A 20,051-nucleotide genomic window follows, 5' to 3' on the forward strand; every position below is an offset into this window, starting at 1 on the left:
TAATTTCATGAAATGCCTGGTTATCACCTATTGGTGAATCGGCGTGAGGTGCCCCATGGACGGCGTTGTCGGCGTGAGAGGACGGGACGCGGTGAAGACAGTGTTGAAGCATGCAGGAGGCGGGCCAGGGAGGAATGCGCCAATCCCGTCCCGGCGCCCACGTTGGCGGTGCGCTCAGACCCGGTGGCTGCTCGTCGCGGTACTGACGTCGCTGCTCGCCCTGACGACCACGCCGGCGAACGCTCAGAGCGGCTGGCTCACGGTCCCCGACCTGCCCACCGCCCGATACGGCCTCGCGGGCACGAGTGCGCCGTGCCCCAAGGACGTGGAAGGCCTGAAGGGCACGTGCGTGTACGCCATCGGCGGACACAACGGCTCGCCCACCTTGGACACGGTGGAGGCGTACAGCCCGGCTACGAACACCTGGCGGACCTTGCCCGACCTGCCCACCGCCCGCTACGCGTTGACGGCGGCGACCGCGCCATGCCCCAAGGATGTGGACGGGCTCAAGGGAATCTGCGTCTACGCCATCGGCGGCTTCACGGGCACCGAGTGGCCCGACCCCGCGCACGACGTGGGCACGGTGGAGGCGTACAGCCCCGCAACGAACACCTGGCGGACACTGCCCGACCTGCCCACCGCCCGCAGCTTCCCGGCAGCGACGACCGCGCCCTGCCCCAGGGACGTCGAGGGACTGCGCGGCGCGTGCGTGTACACCGTCGGCGGGGCCTTCGGCAACGTCGTGGAGGCGTATAGCCCGGCCACGAACGCCTGGCGCACGTTGCCCTCTCTGGGCACCTCCCGGGACGCTCCTGGGTCGGCGACCGCGCCCTGCCCCGAGAACGTCGAGGGACTGCGCGGCGCGTGTGTGTACGCCATCGGCGGCTTCAACCCCACCGACAACATCCTCGACACAGTGGAGGCATACAGCCCCGTCACGAACACCTGGCGGGCCGTGGCCTCACTGGGCACCACGCGCGTCGCTCTGGCCGCGGCCTCCGCACCCTGCCCCAACGGGGACAGGAACGTGAAGCCGACCTGCGCGTACGCCATCGCTGGCTTCACGGACTTCACGGAGTTGGCCACGAACACGGCGGAGGTCTTCAGTCCGGCCACGAACGCCTGGAACCCCCTACCCGACCTGGCCACCGCCCGCTTCGAGCTGGCCGCCGCGACCGCGCCGTGCCCCGAGAACGTCCGAGGCCCGAAGCACACCTGTGTGTACGCCCTCGGTGGCGCAGACGATTCCCCCTTCGCGGCCCTCAGCTCCGTGCAGGCCCTTTCCGTCGGTGGCTGACAGCCGCATCGGACCGAGCCGGGGGGGCGCCCGGCTTCAACAGGTCTCGATGGCAACGAAGCCCCAGGCTCTGCCCGGGGCTTCGTTGCCGAGCGAGCAGTGGGCGTACACCCCGATCAGGTCGGGCGGACCCGGTCACTTCACCGATCAGCGCCGAACCGCTCACCTTCACTCCCGCGAGGCTTTCTCCGACGGCCGCAAGGGCTCCGGGCTGCCCAAGATCTGAACCCGACGCAGGCGTTCAGCCGGCCTGCGGATGGCCCGCCGCAGGGCCTACGGTGCCGGAGCCGAAACGGGCGTTGACAGCGTCGATGGCCCGCTCGGCGCGCAGCCGGTGCTCCCGGGCCGGGTCGAAGGAGAGCTGCTCGGCGACCGCGGCCGCGTCGACCAGCTCCTCGCAGCGCAGGGCGACCGCCCGCACCCGGGCCCGCTGCAGCCCCAGGGCACGGTAGCTTGCGTACGCGGCGTCGCGCAGATCGTCGGTGTGCGCGGACGGGCCGCCGGGCAGCTGGTGGCTGCGGTGCAGCTGGGTGCGGTCGGCGAAGGTCACCGTCAGCGTGACGGCCTTCGCCGCCTGCCGGCGACCGCGCAGCCGCTCGCCGAGCTCGACCGCCAGCGACAGCAGCGCGGACCGCACCAGCTCCGGCGCCAGGGTGTCGGTCGGGAAGCTGCGCTGCGCGGCCGCGCTGTGCGGCAGCTCGGCCGGCACCACCCGGCGCCGGTCGATACCGCGGGCCCGCTCGTGCAGCAGCCGCCCCGCCTTCCCGCCCAGCACCCGCTGCACCGTCGCCTCCGGAAGCTCCGCCAGCAGGCCGATCGTGTGCACCCCGTACGTCATCAGCGTCCGCTCCTGGGCGCTGCCGATGCCGTGGAGCTCGCCGACCGGCCGCGGGTGAAGAAACGCCGCCACCGCCTCCGGGCTGGAGCCGACCACGCGCACGCCGTCCTGCCCCGGCTCCCGGGAAGCCATCGCGGCCACCGTCCAGTTGGGCCCCACTCCGATCGCCACGGGCAAGCCGTACAGGGCCAGGGCCCGCGCCCGGATCATTCGGGCCAGCCCGGCCGGATCGCGGCCGAAGTGCCGGACGCTGCCGGAGACGTCCGCGACGGCAGCAGACGGCGGCAGGGCCTGCACCACCGGCGTGACATCCGCCACCAGGCCGAGCAGCAGGTGGTACAGCTTGGGATCGACATCGCGCGGGCAGCGCAGGTGAAGGATCGGCGAACCGGCGCCCACGGCCTGATCATGCTGCTCGTCCATGGCGACACCTCCACCTTTCTACCGTACTCGAACAGGAATCGAACGCATACCGTCCGGTGCGGCACGCCCAGTGCTCGCCCGCCCCCTGTCACTCAGCTCTTCAGTCGGCCGGCTCGCGGTCCAGTGGACCGGCGCTATCACTGAAGCTGCTCGGCACTTGCCCCGGCTGAGCGCTCTGAATGGCCCGCACAGGGGCTTCCCTTGGCCGTTGATCGCTTCGCTGACAGGGGTGGTGGCATGCGGCAGGATGCGGACGCATGACTCTCTCCTCGCGTATCACCATGCCGGGCCAGGTCTGGTCCGTGGCCGCGTCCGATCCGTCGGGTCCGCTGTACGTGACCAGCCACGGGGCGCATCCTCGGGAGACGGTCGTGACGCTGGTCGACCTGTCGGGCGCGGTGGCATGGCGGCGGACGTACGACGGAACGGGCAGGCCGCGATCGCGTCTGTCCCCGGACGGCGTGCTCTGGGTCGCGTACTCGGATCAGGACGGCCGGCTCTTGGAGGGCGTCCTGCCGGACGGTTCCACTGGCCCTACCATCCGCCCGGAGTGCGGCCCCGGTGAGGAGGTCGGCGCGTTCGTCCTGCTCGACGACGGGTTCTGTATCGCCTGGGCCGGCGCCTCCCGCCTGCTCCAGCGGGAGCGAAGCGAGCAGGGCTCCGTGCCGCGACCTCGTGTGGCCCGGTACACGTGGGAGGGAGTGTGCCTGTGGTCGACGCCGATCGAGCTCGGTGCGGTCTCCCATCCGGGTGTGCTGGAGATGGGGGTGGACACGGGGTGGGCGATGCGCCCGCGTCGCCCTTGGGTGCCGGAGGAAGTCGATGTCGACCACTGTGAGCCACTGCTCGTGTCGGGCGACCGGGTCGCGGCCGGCTTCACCGACACACGTGGTGGGATCGGGAGAACATACTTCCTCGACCTGGACAGCGGCGAGATCGTGTCGGCCACCTCTCCCGTTCCCATGGGCCGGAAGGCGATAGCCGGCCCTGGCGAGTTCTTGATCGGCTCCCAGGGGTACGGGGCGTTCACGACAGGCCGCTATGGCCGAGATGGTGGAGAAACAGCTCGGTGGGCCAGCCACGGAGCGTTGCTCGTCAACGACAAGGGCATCATCTGCGGCCCCGAGCTCGAGAACGTCCTGCCGTCCAAGTCGCGGTTCCGACGACTCGCATCGAACAACACCCTGAAGGACGGACCTTCGCTGACGGGCTACTACACCTCGTTTCCCGCCATGGACCACGAGGGCACCACAGTGTTCTGGCGCGATGGCAAGCTCCTCGCCATCGACGCGGACCTGGCCGCGCACGAATTGTTCGCGATGGACGACGACCGGAAGGTCATCGGCCGTGCGCTGTTGCTGGATGACGGCCGCGTCGTCGTGTCCTTGGACAGCGAGGTGCTCGCCTTCCGCAGCCCGCTGGGCCGCCTTGCCGAAGGGCCCTGGCCGTGCGGGGATGCGAACCTCCGGGGCAACCCCGTGCTGAGCTGACGCCGCCTGCCCCGGCGACCAGCGGCTCGGGCAGAATCAGGAGCCGTGCCCACCCCACCTGATCCCGCCGCCCTGTATCCCGACGTCGCGGGATGCGGCAGTCTCGCCACAGCACTGCGGGCCGAGGCGGAGGGCTGCCTGGGCGGCGAGCCCGTCACGGCCTCGATCTCCGACCCGCTGCGCCATGCGACCGTCGCAAGCACTCTGCCGCACCGCAAACCTCTTCAGATCAGCGCCTGGTCGTACGAACGGCGGTGGTCGATCCGGGGTGAGGAACCCTTCCAGGGCATGCCCCTCATCGACGGCAGGACGGACGACCTGGCGCAGGTCGCCAGGGCCGCCCGAGCGTGGCACGAGGGGGCGCCCCTGAACGACATCCGACAGGCAGCGCCCTTCGTGCACCTGACCGGCAGGTTCGAAGTGCCCGACAACGATCCCGCGCGCCTGACGGAATCCGAGTGGCAGGGCATGCGCCAGGAGGCGGCCGATCTGGAGTACGCCTGGCAGGAGACGTACCAGAACCTGATCGAGGCGGCGCACGCCGAGCCGGCGCTGCGCGCCCTCTACCCGTTCACGAGCCACTGGGCACTGCGCTTCTCGACCACCACCCGCCCGGACCTGACCGTCGTCGGACCATGCCTGAGCGCGAACAGCGACGGCACGTACGGAGTGGGCCGGGGCATCATCAGCCAGGACCTCGGCCAATTCGCCACAGCGCAGGAGGCCGTGGCCGTGGCTGTGCGCCAACTGTCGTCCGGCCTCGGCCCCACCACGCTCGGCGGATGATCCCGCCCGGCAAGCGGGCCGGTCGACAGCGCAGCAGCCGACTTCACACCGCACCCGGCGAAGTGTGACAACTGCAGTGCTCAGCCACACTGTTGTGGCTCTCCGGTCTCGGCTTGCGTCGGTGTTCGGTCCGTTGTGGTTTCGCGGCGCCCCCGGCGGGCGAGCTCCGCAGGGCGCCGAGGCGGGACGACGGCCGGGGCCGTGGGCCAGGGCGGCCGGCGGTGCGCCTCAGATGCGGAGCGTCCCTGGGAACGCGCCGTGGCCGACGCCCGGTGCGGTGAGGGCCAGCCACCCGTGGCCGCGCACCTCCGTGTCCGGGCCGACCTCGCCCGGGTCGACCGAGAGGTAGGCGCAGGCAGACCGGGCGCCCGTGGTGCCCGCGTTGGGCGGGGCCTCGTCGTACTCCGGGTCGAAGTCCGGGTCGTCGACCGCGAGGGTCTCCCACGGCAGCGGGTCGCCCTCCCACTCGGGGTCGCTCTCGGCTGCGTACTGACGGATCACCCGGCCGTTCTCGGCGACGATCCACACGTCGGAGCCGCCGGCGTCGTCCAGGAAGAAGAACTGGGCCTGGCCGCAGTGGACGCTGACCCTCTCGACCGTCTCGATCATGCCGTCCCAGGGGTCGCCGACCAGCAGGTCGAAGGGACCGAAGACGAGGCGCCAGCCGTCCAGTTCGGGGGTGACGAAGGCCCGTCCCACGGTGCGGTCGGCGCCGTCCGGCCCGGGTACCCGGATCTCCTGGCTCTCCGCCGCCTGGACGCCGGCGGCGACGGTGACGGGCCGCCGGTCATGCAGGCCGAGGGCCTCGAAGACGCCCTCGTACGACGCCCCGGGCACGGCCATCCACCAGCCGCTGAGGGTCGACGACGGAAGCCTCGGGATCTCGTGCGGGATCTTCACCCGTATCAGCCGCTCGACCGCCGCCCGGTCGCGGTCGTCGAGCGCGTCGGCGCCGCCGCCCGCCACCAGCGCCGCCATCGCGCCCCGCCGGATCCTCGGGGACGCGGCCGGGTCGCGGCGCAGGGAGCGCAGCCGCGGCCGGAAGGAGTCGTGCAGCAGGCGGGCGTAGTCGGCGGCCTTGTACGGGACGAGGCGGCCGCGGGCGTAGGTGTCCACCAGGGCCCGCAGCGCGGCTTCGGAGTCCACCCGCAGCCTGACGAGCCCCCGGAAGCCGTTGCCCGACTTCCCGTAGTTGGGATCTGCCGCCAGGGCCGCGTACTGGTCGGCGGAGCGCTCGTCGAACACCCCGAGGAACCGGCCCGCCTGCCAGTCCGTCACCTCCTTGCGCTGCCAGGCCGCCAGAATGGCGTCGAAGGCCGGCGGCCCGATGTGCCTCAACACCCGCATGACCGGCTCCAGTTCAGTGGTCCGCTGCACGCCGGCCACGCCGCGCAGCAGCATCGGCACCACACTGTCGGCCTGCTCCGCCAGCCGTGCGGCGGCGGCCTCTACGCGCGCGGCGTCGTCGCTGTCCAGTTCCTCGAAAAGGGATTCGATCTTCATGCGGCAGCACAGTAGCCCCGACCACTGACCGCGCCCTGCGGCGGCAGTGTGCCTGGACGGCTCACGCCGTGAACGTGTCCGGGCCCGGCGCTCCGGCGACGGTTCCGGCACCACCGGGGCGGACGCGGCAGGGCGGCGCGCGGTGCCCCGATGTCACAGCGGGACCAGGAGGGTGCCGTCGGCGACCACGGGCGCGAACCCCGCCGGGGCGAGCCCGAGCCATTCCAGCGCGAGCCCGCCGAGGACCAGCCGTGAATGAGCACGTAGTTGGCCGGACGGGCCGGCAAGAACGCTCATTCATACGCTGTGACTGATTCCCCATGATGCTTGTCAACCAGCGAGCCATAGGCTGCGGCTCATGAAATCGTTGATCGCTGCCGTCCGCGAACAGGACGAAGCTGCCCGCTGTCTCGCGTGGCCGGGTGACTTCGACCTGGACCGAGGCGACCATGTCGAGGAAGTCCACCTCGCCTCGGGCGCCGCGCTCGAGGGGTTCGCCGGCGACGGTGCCGGGGGCACGTACTTCTTCTGCGGTGAAGGCGGCGAGGAACGTCCGATCCTCTATGCCGACTCCGAAGGAGGTTCGGCTCTGGTCGCGATCGGCCTGCCCGAGCTCCTGCGGCTGCTGCTGGTCGTCCCGTGGTGGCGCGACTGCCAAGCGTTTACGGACGAGGAAAGTCGCAGGCTTTCGGCCGAGTACCTGCAGGACATGCCGGATCTCGTGGCCCGGAGAGACCGTGCCGCCGCAGCCCTTGGCCTCGACCTTCCGGACGAGGCAGAGGTCCTGGCCCGCTTGCGGGAGGTAGCCGTTCGGGTGGGAGAGGCCTTCGTTCTCATCTTCACGCCGGAGGGTCACCCCTACGAGCCTCTCATCAGAGGCTGAGACGTACAGCAGCAGGCAGCAGGCATCGTCACAGCGCAACAGGCTCAGCCCATGGCGAGAGCACGCTGCGGAGGCTGGGCCCGGAAGGTTCGCTGATCGCGTATGGGGGCCCTCAGGACGTCGAGGCGTGGGCGGGCGAGGGCGAGAATTGTCGCAGTAGCGCGCGAGTCTGTCGGCCACGGGCCACCGGTGCCCTGGGAGGGGCTCCATAAGCGTTGAGTGGAACACTCAACTTCAGCGAGGCAGGCTGTACACATGCGGTCGTTCTTCCGCTCATCCGGCCCACCAATAGCGGGCGGTCATAGCCGGGTCCTCATGAGACTCGCGCAGTGTGTGCCGTTCGTGATCGTACTGATCGCGCTGGGGATAGAGCTCTCGCCCGCACACTTTTTGTATACCGGCCCGATCCTCGCCGCCATGCCGGCCTTGGCTGCGCTGACGATGGGCCCGAAAGGCACCCTTACGGCAGCGACTGGGGCTGTGACTGTCACCGTGATCACGGCCACCCTGCACCAGAGCTGGGGTGGTCAGGTCTACAGCAACCTCCTGGCCGCTCTCTTGGTGTCGGTAGCCAGTGTCACCATGAGTAAAGCGGTGCGTACGCGCAGGCAGAGCGAGCTCGACCAGCTTCGCCGGGTTGCCGTGGCAGCCCAACAGGTCCTCCTGCGACCTGTACCCGCCCAGCTGGGCCCGGTGCGGGTCGCCGGCATGTACCTCGCGGCCGAGACGGAAGCGCAGATCGGCGGTGACCTGTACGAAGTATTGGAAACACGGTACGGGGTCCGAATGATCATGGGGGATGTGCGCGGCAAGGGGCTTCCTGCCGTGCGCTTGGCTGCGGCCGTGCTGGGCGCGTTCCGGGAGGCCGTGCACTACGAGGACGACCTGGTGGAGGTGATGAATCACTGCGCGGCTGCGCTGAGGCGGGAGTGCGCCGTGCCGGGTGCGGTCGACCCGGACGACGGGGGAGACCAGGCGGAGGACTTCGTCACTGCACTCGTGGCTCAGGTACCCGACACATTTGTCGTCCAGGTGGTCAACCGTGGCCACCCGCCGCCACTGTTGTTGCGCCAAGGCAAGGTCCAGGCCCTGATGCCCACCGCACCGCTACCACCGCTCGGCCTGGAAGACTTCATCACTGGTCCGCCCGCTGAGCCGGAGAGCTATCCCTTCGCACCTGGCGACCGTCTGCTGCTGCACACCGACGGCGTGATCGAAGCCCGCAATCGCGAGAACGACTTCTTCGCCCTGCCCCAGGCCATGGAAGCGGTGCACTCCCGCACCCCGCCGGAGCTCCTGGAACAGCTGCACCAGGCATTGATCCGCCACACGACCCAGGGCTGCCTGGTGGACGATGCCGCGATGCTCCTCGTCGACCGGCTCGACGAAGAAGCAGGCTCGCAATTCGATGCAGCTGCTGCCTTCTCAACTGACGGACCGCATTGATCACGTCCCGGCGGCCGTGGACGCGCTCGCCGGCATCGGCCCACCGGAGACGATCATTCATCGCCTCCTCTTGGCGCACGCGTGGACGAGGGTGCCGCGGGAGCGCGCCGGTGCCGACCTCTTTGTATCCGGTGACGGAGGCGGGCGCGCTCCCGCACGGTCACACCGATCCGTCGATGAAGGCCGCTCGGATGCCGGCGACGTCGGAACCGTGAAGCCCCAGAGCCTCCGCCGTTCGGCCGCCGGCGATGAAGTCCTGGCCGCAGAGGGTGTTGCCCAGGGCGATGAAGGAGTCGACCAAAGGCATGGAGAGGCCGATCCGGGCGGCCAGCGAACTCCAGATGACCAGCCCGAACGGGATGTCCTCGGTGAAGTACCGGTGCTCGATCGAGTCCGGTTCCGGGAATGCCTGGCGACCGTAGCCCTGCGTGATTCGTTCGACGACGCTGCCGTCGGACACGCCGTAGGCGGTGTCGAGGAAGTCCCAGAAGCTGGGCACCTTCACCCCGAGCGCGTCCGCCAGAGCGAGGCGTTCCCGGTCGAGCGCGTCGACGACCTGGGCGATGCGTGGTGTCACCAGGGTGTGCTGCGGGTGCCGGTCGGCGTCCTCGACCGTTTTGAAGTTCAGGACCGCTGGCGGGACGTGGTAGATGGGGTTGGAGTTGCTGAGCCCGACAGCGAGTGCGTCACCGCCGGAGACGTATCGCTGTCCGAAGTACGCACGCAGCACGGTGAGAGCTCGGGTCGTGTCTGCACTGGGCACGGCGGCCAGTGGAACTGCCTGCTTGATCGCCCCGATGAAGACGTTCGCGGGCCTGCGGAGACGGCAGGTGTACAAGCTGGTGGACGTTTCGGCGATGAGGCAGGGTGTCCGGCCGGGCGATCGCGAACATCCGGGCGAGTTCGACGCCGCTGCCGAGCACGCTCGGCTGGAACAGGAGGAGCTGGGTGGGTTCGAGTAGCGCCGCGAGTTCCTTCGACATGTACGCGTGGGCGAAAGCCGGAGTGGCGACGATGACGACCTGCGCACCCTGAACGGCTTCGGCGAGGTCGGTGGTCAGGATCGAGGGCTTACCGTGCCCGTCCACCTCGCCGACCAGATCGATCCCGCCGTCGTTGGCCTTGATCGGCTCAAGGTCGTGACCCCACCTGTCGAAGAGCCGTACGTCGTGGCCCTGGAGAGCCATGTGGCCGGCGATGGCCTGACCGACATTGCCCGCGCCGATGATGGCGATGCTTCCCATCGAGGAACTTCCGTTCTGTTGTTTACGGGTGGAAAAGTCGAATGTGTCGAGTTCGTGAGGCACGGGGATTCCGCCTCTGAGGAAATCTCCTGGCGATCGTCAGGCTCCGGTTGTCAGTAGGGAACCGCCGAGCCGGAAGGTGCTCTACCTGACGGGCACCCCTGGCCCGAGCGGGATTCCGAGGGCGTACCAGAGCGCGAAGAAAGTGGCCCAGGAGACGAGCACGGTGATCGAAACGGGAACGGTGAACGACAGCAGGGTGCCGATTCCTGCCCCCTTCCGGAATTGCTGGACAAAGCCGAGAGCGAGGATGAAATAGGCGTTCATCGGAGTGGTATTGGTGACCGAGTCACCGATCATGAAGGAGACCATGGCTGCCTCGGGGGCGAGTCCGATGTACATCATCAACGGGACCACCACGGGCGCGAGAATGGACCACATCGCTGACCCGCTGCTGATGATGGTGTTGAGGCCGCTGATGGCCACGATGATGACGAGCAGAATGACGAGGTGGGGCGCGTCCAGGGACTTCAAGAACTCGGCGCCCTCGACGGTGATCACTGAGCCGATGGTGAAGTAGGCGAGGAACTGCGCGACCGCGAAGAAGAGGACGATCACCGGGGCGATGGATCTGATTCCATCAGCCATGGCGGACGGTACCGCGGACAGTGAGGGGATCGTGCCCGCCTTCCTGCCGTACACGATGCCGAGGAGCCCGAACAGCAGCGAGATGAACACCGCGATGTTCACGACGACCACGGACTGGACGATGCTGCCGTTCTCGCCGCGGAAGGGAGATCCTGGCAGGAGGAGCGCGCATACTCCCAGGACATAGAGGACGAGTACGGCGGCGGACAGTCCCAGGGCACGCTTCTCCGTGCCCGTCAGCTCCATCGCGTACCGGAGGCCGGCTGATTCGCTGTCTTCGGTAGCGTCAGCATGATTGGCGTTGAAGAGCTTGTCGGCCGCCGCGTTGTCCTCGGAAGTCGGGGTGAACTCCGGCCTCTTGGCCAGGACCAGGTCGACCAGGAGAGCGATGACGCCGGCCAGGAAAACCGACGAGGCCGCGGTGAAGAAGTATGTGGCTACCGGAGTGATGACGTAGCCCGGGTCGACGGTGTGCGCGGCCGCGGCCGCGAGCGAGGACCGGATCGCGTCAGCCGGCGTGACGAGCGGGCTGGCGTTGAAACCGATGGCCGTCGATGCATAGGCAACCATCAATCCCAGCAACGGGCTTCTGCCCACGGTACGGAAGGCAAGGGCACCCAACGGAATCATCACGATGTAGGCCGAGTCGCTCATGACGTGCGCGATCATGGAGCTGAAAGCGACGGAGAAGGTGAGCCAGCGACTCGGCAGGCGGCCGATCGTCACGCGCAGGAGGGCAGTGAGAAGGCCGCTCTTTTCGGTGATGCTGACGCCGAGGAGGACCACTACGACGACGGCCATGGGTGGGAACCCGGCGAAGTTTTCCAGCGCGGACTCGGCAGCGAATGTGGCTCCCTCGATGGAGAGCAGATTCTTCACCTCGACGGATTCTCCGGACGAGGGAAGCGTGACGGTTACGTCTGCGCCGGCAAGGACGGCACTCGTCACAGCAAGCAGGGCTGCCAGGACTGCGAACAGCCAAAATGGATGGGGAAGTTTGTTTCCGGCCCGCTCCAGGACGCTGAGCGCCCGGAACAATCGATTCATGGAGCCGCCGGCGACTGGACGACTGCTCGGGGGATGCGTCATCTCAGGGGCCCTTTCGGGTGCGGAGGATCTGATCTTCTTGCTGGGGGATGGCGTTGCCTGCGTCGCACGTGGTGATGTGCGCGTGAATACATTGCTGCGCGTCGGTTGCCTGGCGGACGAAGGCATGCGCGAGGGATCGACGGCGCCGCGCAGCCGGGTCGGCTGGGGAAGGCCAGGCGTGTCCGTACGGGGAAGTCCGTGGTGAAGACGTTGGGGGACAGCACCTGGAAACAGGGGACACCACCGGCCGGGGCGGCGCGGCAGTATCGAGCGCCGGCCCGCCCAGGAGCGGCGAAGGCTGGAAGCCCTCGTCGGACGAAGCTGCGTGTGATGAGGAGTTCGACCGACGCGGGTGGATGGGTGTGCTACCGCGCGCCGCGAACCAGCCGTCGGTCAGGTCAAACCGGCGGTAGCTGTCGGATCAGGAGTCCGCCGGTAGATGAATGGTCTGCTCGAGGAAGAACTCGACGAGGTCAGGGCGAGTGATGTCCCACCGTGCCTCGGCGAGCTTGCCGTCGCTCAGCCAGGTCAACCGGCGCAGCCGGATGACCGCCTGACCCTCTGACACGCCCAGGCGGTCTGCGGTCGCAGCGTCGAGCGTGATCGGGTCGATGTAGATGCGAGCTTTGGCTGCTGGGATGCCAACTCGGGCGAAGTAGTCGTGCGTTGTCAGGTGGTTGAGATCCTCCTCCTGCAGCCGCGGTGCCAACGCGAACGGAATGGCGGAGAGTTCGACGGCGATCACGTTGTCGTCGACGTCGTACTTCAGTCGTCGCAGTTGATGGACGGGCGTGTCATCGGCCACACCAGGCATCTCCACCCCGGCATCACGGGCCTGAACCACCGAGACGGACTCCACGGCATGCCGCCCGGCGATCTTCGGCCCTCGCAGTGCTGTGTTGACGAAGCGCAGCAGGTTCTCCTGCCGCGCCCCCTCCGTGACGAAAGTGCCCCGCCGTCGGTGGCGCTCCACCAAGCCGGCCTGAGCCAGCTCTGTCAGCACTCGCTGAGCGGTCGCGCGACCGATCGAGTACTGCTCCTGGAGCTCTGCCTCAGTCGGGAGCCGACTACCAGGAGGTAGTTCGCCAGAACGGATCCGCTGCTCCAGTGCGGTACGGATCCGCAGGTACGTCGGGACTGCCATGGCTGAAACTTGTCTCGGCACTGACGAGGAGGTCGACTGGGCGGCCGCGGAAGCGCGGTGGGGCACGCGGCTCCCGCGGGACTACATGGCCTTCATGTCCGTGTGGGGCGCCGGCTCGTTCGCGGAAGTAGGCATCCTCATGCCCCTGCCGAAGGAGTACATCCAGTGGGATCCGGGGACCTTCGAGGAGGAGACGGAGAACGCTCGCTACACCTGGGAGATGCTGGACGGCCAGGAAGGCCTCGACATCGACCCGGACCACATCCTCGCCTGGGGTGTCACCTCTGGCGCAGACATCCTCTGCTGGCTGACCACCGACCCCGACCCTGACCAGTGGCCGATCCTGGTCTGCGGCCGCCACACCCGCGACGACTTCACCCTGTTCTCCTGTGGCATGGTCGAATTCCTCCGCAAGCTGCTCCTGGACGAGTTCGACCCTTACCCACTCAGCATCGATCTCCGCGACGCCTCACCGCGCTACGTGCACTGGCTCGAGCAGCAACGTCGCTGGATGGCGGGCTTGGACCAATACTCCGGTGAACCACGGCCCGCCAACCAGTAGGGACTGTCGTGGCCCTGATGGTCACAGTCACTCGTCGACGGCTGCGATCAGCACGGTCGCGTGATACCGGACGGCGAGCTTGTCGTGCCTCGTGGCGACCGCGCGGCGGCGCCTCAGACGGTTGATCCCGCACTCAACGGCTTCTTGCGGTTGCGAACCTGGTCGGCCCTCTCAAGGATGGCGCACCGCACGCCTCGTCTGCGCAGGTAGGCGCGGGAGCCGTACGCCCCCGCGCGGACCTTTCTCCGGTTTCGTGCGCGGTCGCGGCTTCGGCCTGCAGCTGCTCGAAGATCCGATTCCAGGTGCCGTTGCACTGCCATCGCCAGAACAGGTCTCGCCGGCCCGATCCCACGGTCCGTAGCGCTCAGGGAGATCCTGCCACGGCGCACCGGTCCTGGTGCGCCATCGCACCAGGCCCTAGCAGCGGACCAGTGTGCCGCTTTCCCGCGTGAGGTGGTTGCTGGACATCCAGCCTTCGGTGGTCGTGCCCTCGACACGGGCGTAGATCCACTTGTTGCCGTGGGCGTTGGTGACGTAGCAGTGGTAGAAGATCTTCGCACCGGACTTGACCATGCTCACGTACTGGCATTCCCGGTACGGCCCGGTGAAGAGGTGGTAGTCGCCGGTCAGGTAGCCGTAGCCGTTGCTGCGGTTCTCGTGGGCCCAGCCGGTGCACGCCGTCGACACCGGGGTGGGCTCCTTCACCGTCGAGCTGGGCTTGGTCTCCGGGGAGGCCGACGGGCTCTCGGCCGGCTTGTCGCCTTCGACGCCGGGGTTCGTCGTGGGACCCGTCTCCTCCGAGGCCGACGGCTGCGAGGACACGCCGGGAGAACCGGTGGACGACGGGATGCTGCCCCCGGTCGGCTGGTGGTTGCCCGTCGGGGAGCTGACGCCGGGCGGTGTCGCCCGCGCGCCGTCGTCGGTCGTGCCGCCCTGCTGGGACGTCAGGGCGTACGTGATGCCACCGCCCGCGGCGAGGAGCAGAACGGCGGCTGCCGATGCGAAGAGGGGCGTGCGGTTGCGCCGCCGTGCGCGACGGGCTGCGGAGCGGCTCGTCTCGGGAGCGGGGACTCCGGCCGGGCCCGCGACCGGCGCGCCGGGCTGTGGAAGCGTCGACGGCAGCTGGGGCTGCGGGTAGCCGGCATGCGGAGGCTGGGGCTGCGGCGTGGGCTGGGGGAACAGCGGGGGGCCGAACCCGGGGGCCGGTGCACCGGTGGCCGCAGCGCCCGGATCCGGCGGGGGAGTGGGAGCGGAAGCCGGGGCAGCGGACGCGAGGTGGACCGTCCCGCCCGAGGCGACGCGCTCCAGCATGCCGCGCGCCTGGTCCGCGGTGGGCCGGTCCTCCGGTTCCTTCGCCATCAACGCCTGCAGCACCGGCGTGAGCGGTCCCGCCCGGCGGGGCTCCGGCAGGGGATCGGTGACGATCGCGGCCAGGGTGGACCAGGCGGACGTACGGCGGAACGGCGAAGCGCCCTCCACGGCCGCGTACAGCGTCATGCCGAGCGACCAGATGTCCGACGCGGGACCGGGCTCCGGCCCTGCGCGCGCTCCGGCGGCAGGTAGTCGAGAGAACCGATGATGTCACCGCTGCGGGTCAGCTTCGCCATGGCGTCGTCGCCGGAGGATTCCATGGTGGCGATGCCGAAATCGGTGAGAACGACCCTCCCGCCGTGCTCCAGCAGCACGTTCGCGGGCTTGACGTCCCGATGCAGTACGCCGACCCGGTGTGCGGCATCGAGCGCGTCCATCAGCCTGGCGCCGATCGCCGCGGCTTCGCGCGGCTCCAGAGTGCCGCGCTCCGTCAGCAGGTCTTCGAGCGAGGACCCTTCGACGAGTTCCATGACGATGACCGGCAGGCCCTGCTCCTCGGTCACGTCGTGCACGGTGACCACGCCGCTGTGCCGTATACGGGCGGCGGCCTGCGCCTCCCGCTGCATCCGGGTCCGCAGATCGGCCAGTTCGGCCGCGGAGGCGTCGGTGAAGGCTCGCAGGACCTTGACGGCGACCTCTCGGTTCAGCAGTTCGTCCACCGCCCGGGCGACCACGCCCATGCCGCCGCGCCCGATCACGGAGGTCACTCGGTAACGCCCCCCGAGCACCTTGCCTATCAGCTCTCCGCCATTCGCTTCCCCCGTGGGCACCGCACGCTCCGTTACATCGCTGTTCGCCATCCATCAACCGGCGGGCCCAAGCGTAGAGGCAGGAGCACGGGGGGAGTTCGGCGGCTGCACCAGTACTTGTCCGGCCGATCACGTGACTGCTGCCGGTCCGGTTCGGTGATGTGGACATGGGGCGGGGTGATCCGAGTGAGTGATGCAGAGTGGGAACGGCTGCGGCCGTTCCTGCCGGTCAGCAACAGGCGTTGTGGCAGGTGGTGGGATCACCGGCAGATGATCGGCGGGATTCTGCACCGGGTGCAGACGGGCGTGCAGTGGCGTGACCTGCCGGAACGGTTCTGACCGTGGAAGACGGTCCATGAACGGCACCGGCACTGACGGACCAGGGACCACGGACCAGGGAGCAGTCGAGTTCGTGGTCATGGTCCGCAAGGCGGAGCGGCGCACGAGCGCGCCCTGGACGCGGCAGCCGGCGCGGGACGCGAGTTGCGATGGGACCGCTGATGGCGGCGGTGGAGCGGATCCGCGGACACTGCAGGGTGCAACCCTGCACACCGTGCAATCGGCCGGCCGCCACCCCGAGCATCCCCGGGGTGGCGCAATGCTGCCGCGCCATTCGTGGCTAACAGCTGTGGGTGTACGTGCGGGACGTGACCGAAGAGCCCCACCCGTCGACGCTCCACGTGCTGTGAGCGGTGATGGTGAACGGCTTGCAACCCACGTAGATGCTCGGACCCAGGCAGCCCCTCTGGAAACCGGGTTGAGGGTGCTGAGCTTGCAGTGATGGGCGTTCTCGTAATGGAGCTGATTGGATTGAATGAATGAACTGAAGTCGACCGCCCTGCTGGAGTTGTTCGAGATTACCGAGACGGCCTGCGCGTAGCCGCTGGAGGAAGCGATGATGCAGGTTTGGGCGACGACGCCCGCGGGAGCCTTGTACAGCTGAGTCGTGGTGCCGCAATGCCAGTTGGAGTTGGGCTTGATCTCCTGCCAGTAATCCGAAGCGAAGGCAGGCTGAGAACCCATCAGCAAGGCGGCCGCAAGGGCCGCAGTTGCCGCTACCGTGCGACGCAAACCACGCAGGAAGGGACGCGCCTTGCTGGCACGTTGTGAGAGGGCGGTACGTGACCTGATATCCGTTTCGCTCTTTCGGGACGGGCAAGTGCGCCGGCTGCAGCGTCGTGGGCGGCTACGGCCGCGGGTGGGTGAACAAGCCTTGCTCGGCCTCGATCAGGATGCCGCGCTCGGTCAGCCGTTTGAGCTTCAGGCGGGTGTTGTTGATGTTGTTGGGCGCGATCTCCATGTCCATCGCCTCGCATACCTGCCGCGCCGCAGCGGCGCGTCGGCCGTGGCGAGCACCGCCATGATCTGCTGGTAGGCCGGATGGTCCGGCAGTTCCGGGGCCGGCGGCGCGGGCGGCTGCGGATCGGGCAGCTCCAGCAGTGTCTTGCGGGTGATCCGGACCTCCTCGGCGGCCCGGCCGAGCTCGTCCAGCCGTGTGGTCAGCTGCGCGATCTGCTCCCTCGTCGCCTCGGCCTGTGCGGTGATCTCCCGTTCCAGCTCCTCCAGCCGCACCAGCACCGCCGTCGGCCAACGGCGCTCGCCCTGCGCATGCACGAAGCAGCAGCTGAAGTGGTCGACGAGGTCGACCTGTCGGCAGAGCAGGGCAAGCCCCTGCGTGACATCGGTCCTAGCTGAGGCCGCATGGCCTGGGCCGACGGACAGCCCTGGCGGAGACCGGCGGAAGATCGCTTCGCCCTGCCCGGGTGAGCGGAGTACAAAGGTCTCATGGCGGGACTACGTCGCCGACTCCGGTCTTCGTCGAGGTTTCTGGCTTCTGGCAGGTCCAGCGTTCGGCGCAGCGGAAAACTTTCGCTGCTGAGCGTGCGTAGCGTCGTCGGCCTGATGTTCGTGCTCCAGGTCGTCATCGTGCTCCTGCTCGCCGCAGCTGCCGTCGTCGTGCTCGTACTGGATACTCAGCGCGACAGCCTGCGGGAGGCCACGAATCGCTCACTCACCGTAGCGGAGAGCTTTGCCCACTCCCCTGGGATCGTGGAGGCTCTCGGGTCCCCGGATCCCACCGCTGTGCTGCAGCCGCGGGCAGAAGCGGCCCGGGAGCGCACCGGGGTCGACTTTGTCGTCGTCATGACACGGGACGGAATCCGTTACACGCACCCCGTCCCGGACCGCATCGGAGGACGGTTCGTCGGTACCATCGCGCCCGCGCAGGCAGGCGGTATCGTCAAGGAGACCTATGAGGGCACTCTCGGGCCCTCCGTTCGCGCCGTGGTTCCCGTCAGAGGGCCCGGTGACTCCGTCGTGGGTCTGGTGTCCGCCGGGGTCACTTTGGAGAACGTCAGCGCCATGGTCATGGAGCAGTTGCCGGTCGTGCTGGGCGCCGCTGCGGCCGCGGTGGCCCTGACCACGGGTGGAGCTGCACTGCTCGGCAGGCGGCTGTTGCGTCAGACCCATGGCCTGGGCCCCCATGAGATCACGCGGATGTACGACCATCATGACGCCGTGCTGCACTCGGTGAAGGAAGGCGTCCTCATCGTCGACGACAACGGCCGACTGCTGCTCGCCAATGATGAGGCGCAGCGTCTGCTCGATCTCACCCCGGAGGCCCGGGGTCGGCATGTCCGCGAGCTCGGGCTCGCCCCGGCGACCGCCGCGCTCCTGGCGTCGGGCCGGGAGGCGACCGACGAGGTGCACCTGACGGGAGACCGACTGCTTGCAGTCAACCAGCGGCCCACCGACCAGTACGGTCCCGCGGGCAGCGTCGCGACGTTCCGGGACTCGACGGAGCTGCAAGCGCTGTCCTCCAAGGTGGAGACCGCGAGGAACCGGCTCAAGGTGCTGTACGACGCCGGTGTGAGTATCGGCACCACGCTGGACGTAACCCGAACGGCCGAGGAGCTGGCCGAGGCATCGGTCCCGCGGTTCGCCGACTTCGTCACCGTCGACCTGGCAGAGGCTGTCCTGCGCGGCAACGAGCCGGAGAGCATGGAAAAGGAGCTGCGCCGTACCGCCAGCGCGGGTATCAGGGACGATCATCCGCTCTACCCCACAGGCGAGCTGATCAGGTTTGTCTCCTCCACGCCCCAAGTGCGGAGCCTGACCACCGGACTGGCGGTCATCGAACCCGATCTACACAACGGCTCCGGGTGGCAGGTGCAGGACCTCGAGCGCGCGAAGCGGATCACCGACTACGGAATCCACTCCCTCATCACCGCCCCGCTGGCCGCCCGGGGCATTGTCCTTGGAGTGGCGAACTTCTGGCGCTCGGAGAAGCCCGAGCCCTTCGAAGGTGACGATCTGTCCCTGGCCGAGGAACTGGTCGCCCGCGCCGCGGTCTGCATCGACAACGCCCGCCGATACACCCGGGAACACAGCGTGGCCGTGGCCTTGCAGCGCAGCCTGCTGCCGCGCGGCCTGCCCGAACAGAATGCTCTCGAGGTTGCCTACCGCTATCTGCCGGCACAGCCGGGGGTCGGTGGCGACTGGTTCGATGTCATCCCCCTGACGGGCGCGCGCGTCGCGCTGGTGGTGGGTGATGTGGTGGGCCAAGGGCTGCATGCCGCCGCGACCATGGGCCAGCTGCGCACGGCTGTCCTCAACCTCTCCTCCCTGGATCTGCCGCCCGACGAACTCCTCGCGCGTCTGGACGAGCTGGCCGACCGCATCCACCGGGGAGGGGACCCAGCGGAAGGCGCCGACACAATCGTCGGGGCCACCTGCCTGTACGCCATCTACGATCCGGTCGAGCGACGCTGCACCATGGCCCGGGCCGGCCATCTCCCGCCCGCAATCGTTCGTGCCGACGGAGATGTCGAGTTCCCGGAGCTGCCCGCCGGTCCACCGCTTGGCCTGGGCGGTCTGCCCTTCGAGGCCAGCGAGCTGGAGTTGCCACAAGGCAGTGAGCTCGTCCTCTACACCAACGGGCTCGTGTACAACCGCGAGCGGGACCTCGGCAGCAGCCTCGATGTCCTGCGCGGCACCCTGAGCCGGGTGAAAGGAGGGCCGGAGAGCATCTGCGCCGCGACCCTGAACGCCCTTCTGTCCCCCCGGCCGAGCGACGACATCGCCCTGCTGGTCGCCCGCACCCGCGTCCTGCCGGCGGACCGGGTGGCTCGCTGGGATGTGCCGCGCGACCCCGCGGCCGTGGGACATATGCGTGACGTCGTCGCCCGTCAGCTCGCCGAATGGGACCTGGAGGAGACCGGCTTCATCACCGAGCTGATCCTCAGTGAGCTGGTCACCAATGCGATCCGCTACGCCACTGGTCCGATCGGAGTGCGGCTGCTGCTCGACCGCTGTCTGATCTGCGAGGTGTCCGACGGCAGCAGCACCTCTCCCCATCTGCGCTACGCAGCCAGTACGGACGAAGGTGGGCGGGGCCTGTTCCTGGTGGCCCAGTTCGCCGACCGCTGGGGCACCCGCTACACGCCCGAGGGCAAGGTCATCTGGGCCGAGCAGCCACTGCCCGATGAGTCCGGAGCGCCAAGTGCGCCGGCTGCAGCGTCGTGGGCGGCTACGGCCGCGGGTGGGTGAACAAGCCTTGCTCGGCCTCGATCAGGATGC

General features: G+C 68.8%; 18 protein-coding genes and 1 pseudogene. 8 read left to right on the top strand and 11 right to left on the bottom strand.

The genetic code is table 11. From position 1 onward, the window contains the following. The first annotated feature begins 325 nt into the window (after window positions 1-325). A complete protein-coding gene (locus tag ACF08N_RS27780) occupies window positions 326-1,297 on the top strand; it encodes a Kelch repeat-containing protein (protein ID WP_392327431.1) in 972 nt (323 codons plus the stop codon). Between the two features lie 241 nt (window positions 1,298-1,538). Here ACF08N_RS27780 and ACF08N_RS27785 read toward each other — a convergent pair whose 3' ends face one another. Continuing rightward, window positions 1,539-2,558: a hypothetical protein gene (locus ACF08N_RS27785; protein ID WP_392327432.1), complete on the bottom strand. Its 1,020-nt coding sequence runs from the start codon at window positions 2,556-2,558 to the stop codon at window positions 1,539-1,541. Window positions 2,559-2,815: 257 nt separating this feature from the next. Between ACF08N_RS27785 and ACF08N_RS27790 the strand changes: the two genes are divergently transcribed. Both ACF08N_RS27790 and ACF08N_RS27795 read left to right on the top strand, forming a co-directional pair. Then, complete coding sequence (locus tag ACF08N_RS27790) at window positions 2,816-4,048, top strand: hypothetical protein (RefSeq protein ID WP_392327433.1); 1,233 nt, start codon at window positions 2,816-2,818, stop codon at window positions 4,046-4,048. Between the two features lie 45 nt (window positions 4,049-4,093). Beyond that, window positions 4,094-4,834, top strand: coding sequence for a DUF6193 family natural product biosynthesis protein (locus ACF08N_RS27795; protein ID WP_392327434.1), 741 nt, complete (start codon window positions 4,094-4,096; stop codon window positions 4,832-4,834). Window positions 4,835-5,062: 228 nt separating this feature from the next. Here the strand turns inward: ACF08N_RS27795 and ACF08N_RS27800 are convergent, their stop codons facing one another. Beyond that, complete coding sequence (locus ACF08N_RS27800) at window positions 5,063-6,337, bottom strand: hypothetical protein (protein ID WP_392327435.1); 1,275 nt, start codon at window positions 6,335-6,337, stop codon at window positions 5,063-5,065. A 153-nt stretch (window positions 6,338-6,490) separates the two neighbouring features. After that, window positions 6,491-6,634: a hypothetical protein gene (locus tag ACF08N_RS27805; RefSeq protein WP_392327436.1), complete on the bottom strand. Its 144-nt coding sequence runs from the start codon at window positions 6,632-6,634 to the stop codon at window positions 6,491-6,493. Between the two features lie 61 nt (window positions 6,635-6,695). Here ACF08N_RS27805 and ACF08N_RS27810 point away from each other — a divergent pair, with 61 nt between their 5' ends. Both ACF08N_RS27810 and ACF08N_RS27815 read left to right on the top strand, forming a co-directional pair. Beyond that, window positions 6,696-7,220: a hypothetical protein gene (locus ACF08N_RS27810; protein ID WP_392327437.1), complete on the top strand. Its 525-nt coding sequence runs from the start codon at window positions 6,696-6,698 to the stop codon at window positions 7,218-7,220. A gap of 315 nt (window positions 7,221-7,535) precedes the next feature. Further along, window positions 7,536-8,666 (top strand): PP2C family protein-serine/threonine phosphatase, encoded by a 1,131-nt coding sequence (locus ACF08N_RS27815; protein WP_392327438.1) that lies wholly within the window; start codon window positions 7,536-7,538, stop codon window positions 8,664-8,666. Between the two features lie 160 nt (window positions 8,667-8,826). On the opposite strand, the gene ACF08N_RS27820 is transcribed toward ACF08N_RS27815, so the two are convergent. From ACF08N_RS27820 to ACF08N_RS27835, 4 genes are all read right to left on the bottom strand, one after another. Continuing rightward, window positions 8,827-9,396, bottom strand: coding sequence for an NAD/NADP octopine/nopaline dehydrogenase family protein (locus ACF08N_RS27820; protein WP_392327439.1), 570 nt, complete (start codon window positions 9,394-9,396; stop codon window positions 8,827-8,829). Further along, complete coding sequence (locus ACF08N_RS27825) at window positions 9,353-9,910, bottom strand: ketopantoate reductase family protein (RefSeq protein WP_392327440.1); 558 nt, start codon at window positions 9,908-9,910, stop codon at window positions 9,353-9,355. The genes ACF08N_RS27820 and ACF08N_RS27825 overlap by 44 nt, the downstream gene beginning before the upstream one ends. Window positions 9,911-10,054: 144 nt before the next feature. Further along, window positions 10,055-11,605, bottom strand: coding sequence for an AbgT family transporter (locus tag ACF08N_RS27830; RefSeq protein WP_392327441.1), 1,551 nt, complete (start codon window positions 11,603-11,605; stop codon window positions 10,055-10,057). 463 nt (window positions 11,606-12,068) lie between these two features. After that, complete coding sequence (locus ACF08N_RS27835) at window positions 12,069-12,791, bottom strand: GntR family transcriptional regulator (RefSeq protein ID WP_392327442.1); 723 nt, start codon at window positions 12,789-12,791, stop codon at window positions 12,069-12,071. Here ACF08N_RS27835 and ACF08N_RS27840 point away from each other — a divergent pair. Further along, window positions 12,790-13,353, top strand: coding sequence for an SMI1/KNR4 family protein (locus ACF08N_RS27840; protein ID WP_392327443.1), 564 nt, complete (start codon window positions 12,790-12,792; stop codon window positions 13,351-13,353). The two genes, ACF08N_RS27835 and ACF08N_RS27840, sit on opposite strands and share 2 nt — an antisense overlap. Window positions 13,354-13,627: 274 nt before the next feature. Here the strand turns inward: ACF08N_RS27840 and ACF08N_RS27845 are convergent. The 3 genes and pseudogenes from ACF08N_RS27845 to ACF08N_RS27855 form a co-directional block, all read right to left on the bottom strand. Further along, window positions 13,628-13,764, bottom strand: a pseudogene (locus ACF08N_RS27845) (transposase); the annotation flags it as partial. 6 nt (window positions 13,765-13,770) lie between these two features. Beyond that, complete coding sequence (locus ACF08N_RS27850) at window positions 13,771-14,850, bottom strand: hypothetical protein (protein ID WP_392327444.1); 1,080 nt, start codon at window positions 14,848-14,850, stop codon at window positions 13,771-13,773. Next, the gene (locus ACF08N_RS27855) at window positions 14,847-15,431 is read right to left on the bottom strand and encodes a serine/threonine-protein kinase (protein WP_392327445.1); all 585 of its coding nucleotides are present in this window, start codon (window positions 15,429-15,431) and stop codon (window positions 14,847-14,849) included. Before ACF08N_RS27855 ends, ACF08N_RS27850 begins: the two co-directional genes overlap by 4 nt. A gap of 201 nt (window positions 15,432-15,632) precedes the next feature. Between ACF08N_RS27855 and ACF08N_RS27860 the strand changes: the two genes are divergently transcribed. After that, a complete protein-coding gene (locus ACF08N_RS27860) occupies window positions 15,633-15,812 on the top strand; it encodes a transposase (protein ID WP_392327446.1) in 180 nt (59 codons plus the stop codon). A gap of 921 nt (window positions 15,813-16,733) precedes the next feature. Here ACF08N_RS27860 and ACF08N_RS27865 read toward each other — a convergent pair. Continuing rightward, window positions 16,734-17,087 (bottom strand): hypothetical protein, encoded by a 354-nt coding sequence (locus ACF08N_RS27865; RefSeq protein ID WP_392327447.1) that lies wholly within the window; start codon window positions 17,085-17,087, stop codon window positions 16,734-16,736. A 171-nt stretch (window positions 17,088-17,258) separates the two neighbouring features. On the opposite strand from ACF08N_RS27865, the gene ACF08N_RS27870 reads away from it, so the two are divergent. Further along, window positions 17,259-20,021: a SpoIIE family protein phosphatase gene (locus tag ACF08N_RS27870; RefSeq protein WP_392327448.1), complete on the top strand. Its 2,763-nt coding sequence runs from the start codon at window positions 17,259-17,261 to the stop codon at window positions 20,019-20,021. The last annotated feature ends 30 nt before the right edge of the window (window positions 20,022-20,051 follow it).

This window comes from Streptomyces sp. NPDC015127 (genome assembly GCF_043080095.1).
Lineage (GTDB): Bacteria > Actinomycetota > Actinomycetes > Streptomycetales > Streptomycetaceae > Streptomyces.

Coding starts and splice junctions, on each gene's coding strand:
- ACF08N_RS27785 (WP_392327432.1), bottom strand. CDS start 2,558: ATGGACGAGCAGCATGATCAGGCCGTGGGCGCCGGTTCGCCGATCCTT.
- ACF08N_RS27830 (WP_392327441.1), bottom strand. CDS start 11,605: ATGAATCGATTGTTCCGGGCGCTCAGCGTCCTGGAGCGGGCCGGAAAC.
- ACF08N_RS27870 (WP_392327448.1), top strand. CDS start 17,259: ATGGCGGGACTACGTCGCCGACTCCGGTCTTCGTCGAGGTTTCTGGCT.
- ACF08N_RS27840 (WP_392327443.1), top strand. CDS start 12,790: ATGGCTGAAACTTGTCTCGGCACTGACGAGGAGGTCGACTGGGCGGCC.
- ACF08N_RS27810 (WP_392327437.1), top strand. CDS start 6,696: ATGAAATCGTTGATCGCTGCCGTCCGCGAACAGGACGAAGCTGCCCGC.
- ACF08N_RS27800 (WP_392327435.1), bottom strand. CDS start 6,337: ATGAAGATCGAATCCCTTTTCGAGGAACTGGACAGCGACGACGCCGCG.
- ACF08N_RS27850 (WP_392327444.1), bottom strand. CDS start 14,850: ATGACGCTGTACGCGGCCGTGGAGGGCGCTTCGCCGTTCCGCCGTACG.
- ACF08N_RS27790 (WP_392327433.1), top strand. CDS start 2,816: ATGACTCTCTCCTCGCGTATCACCATGCCGGGCCAGGTCTGGTCCGTG.
- ACF08N_RS27825 (WP_392327440.1), bottom strand. CDS start 9,910: ATGGGAAGCATCGCCATCATCGGCGCGGGCAATGTCGGTCAGGCCATC.
- ACF08N_RS27815 (WP_392327438.1), top strand. CDS start 7,536: ATGAGACTCGCGCAGTGTGTGCCGTTCGTGATCGTACTGATCGCGCTG.
- ACF08N_RS27835 (WP_392327442.1), bottom strand. CDS start 12,791: ATGGCAGTCCCGACGTACCTGCGGATCCGTACCGCACTGGAGCAGCGG.
- ACF08N_RS27860 (WP_392327446.1), top strand. CDS start 15,633: ATGTGGACATGGGGCGGGGTGATCCGAGTGAGTGATGCAGAGTGGGAA.
- ACF08N_RS27805 (WP_392327436.1), bottom strand. CDS start 6,634: ATGAGCGTTCTTGCCGGCCCGTCCGGCCAACTACGTGCTCATTCACGG.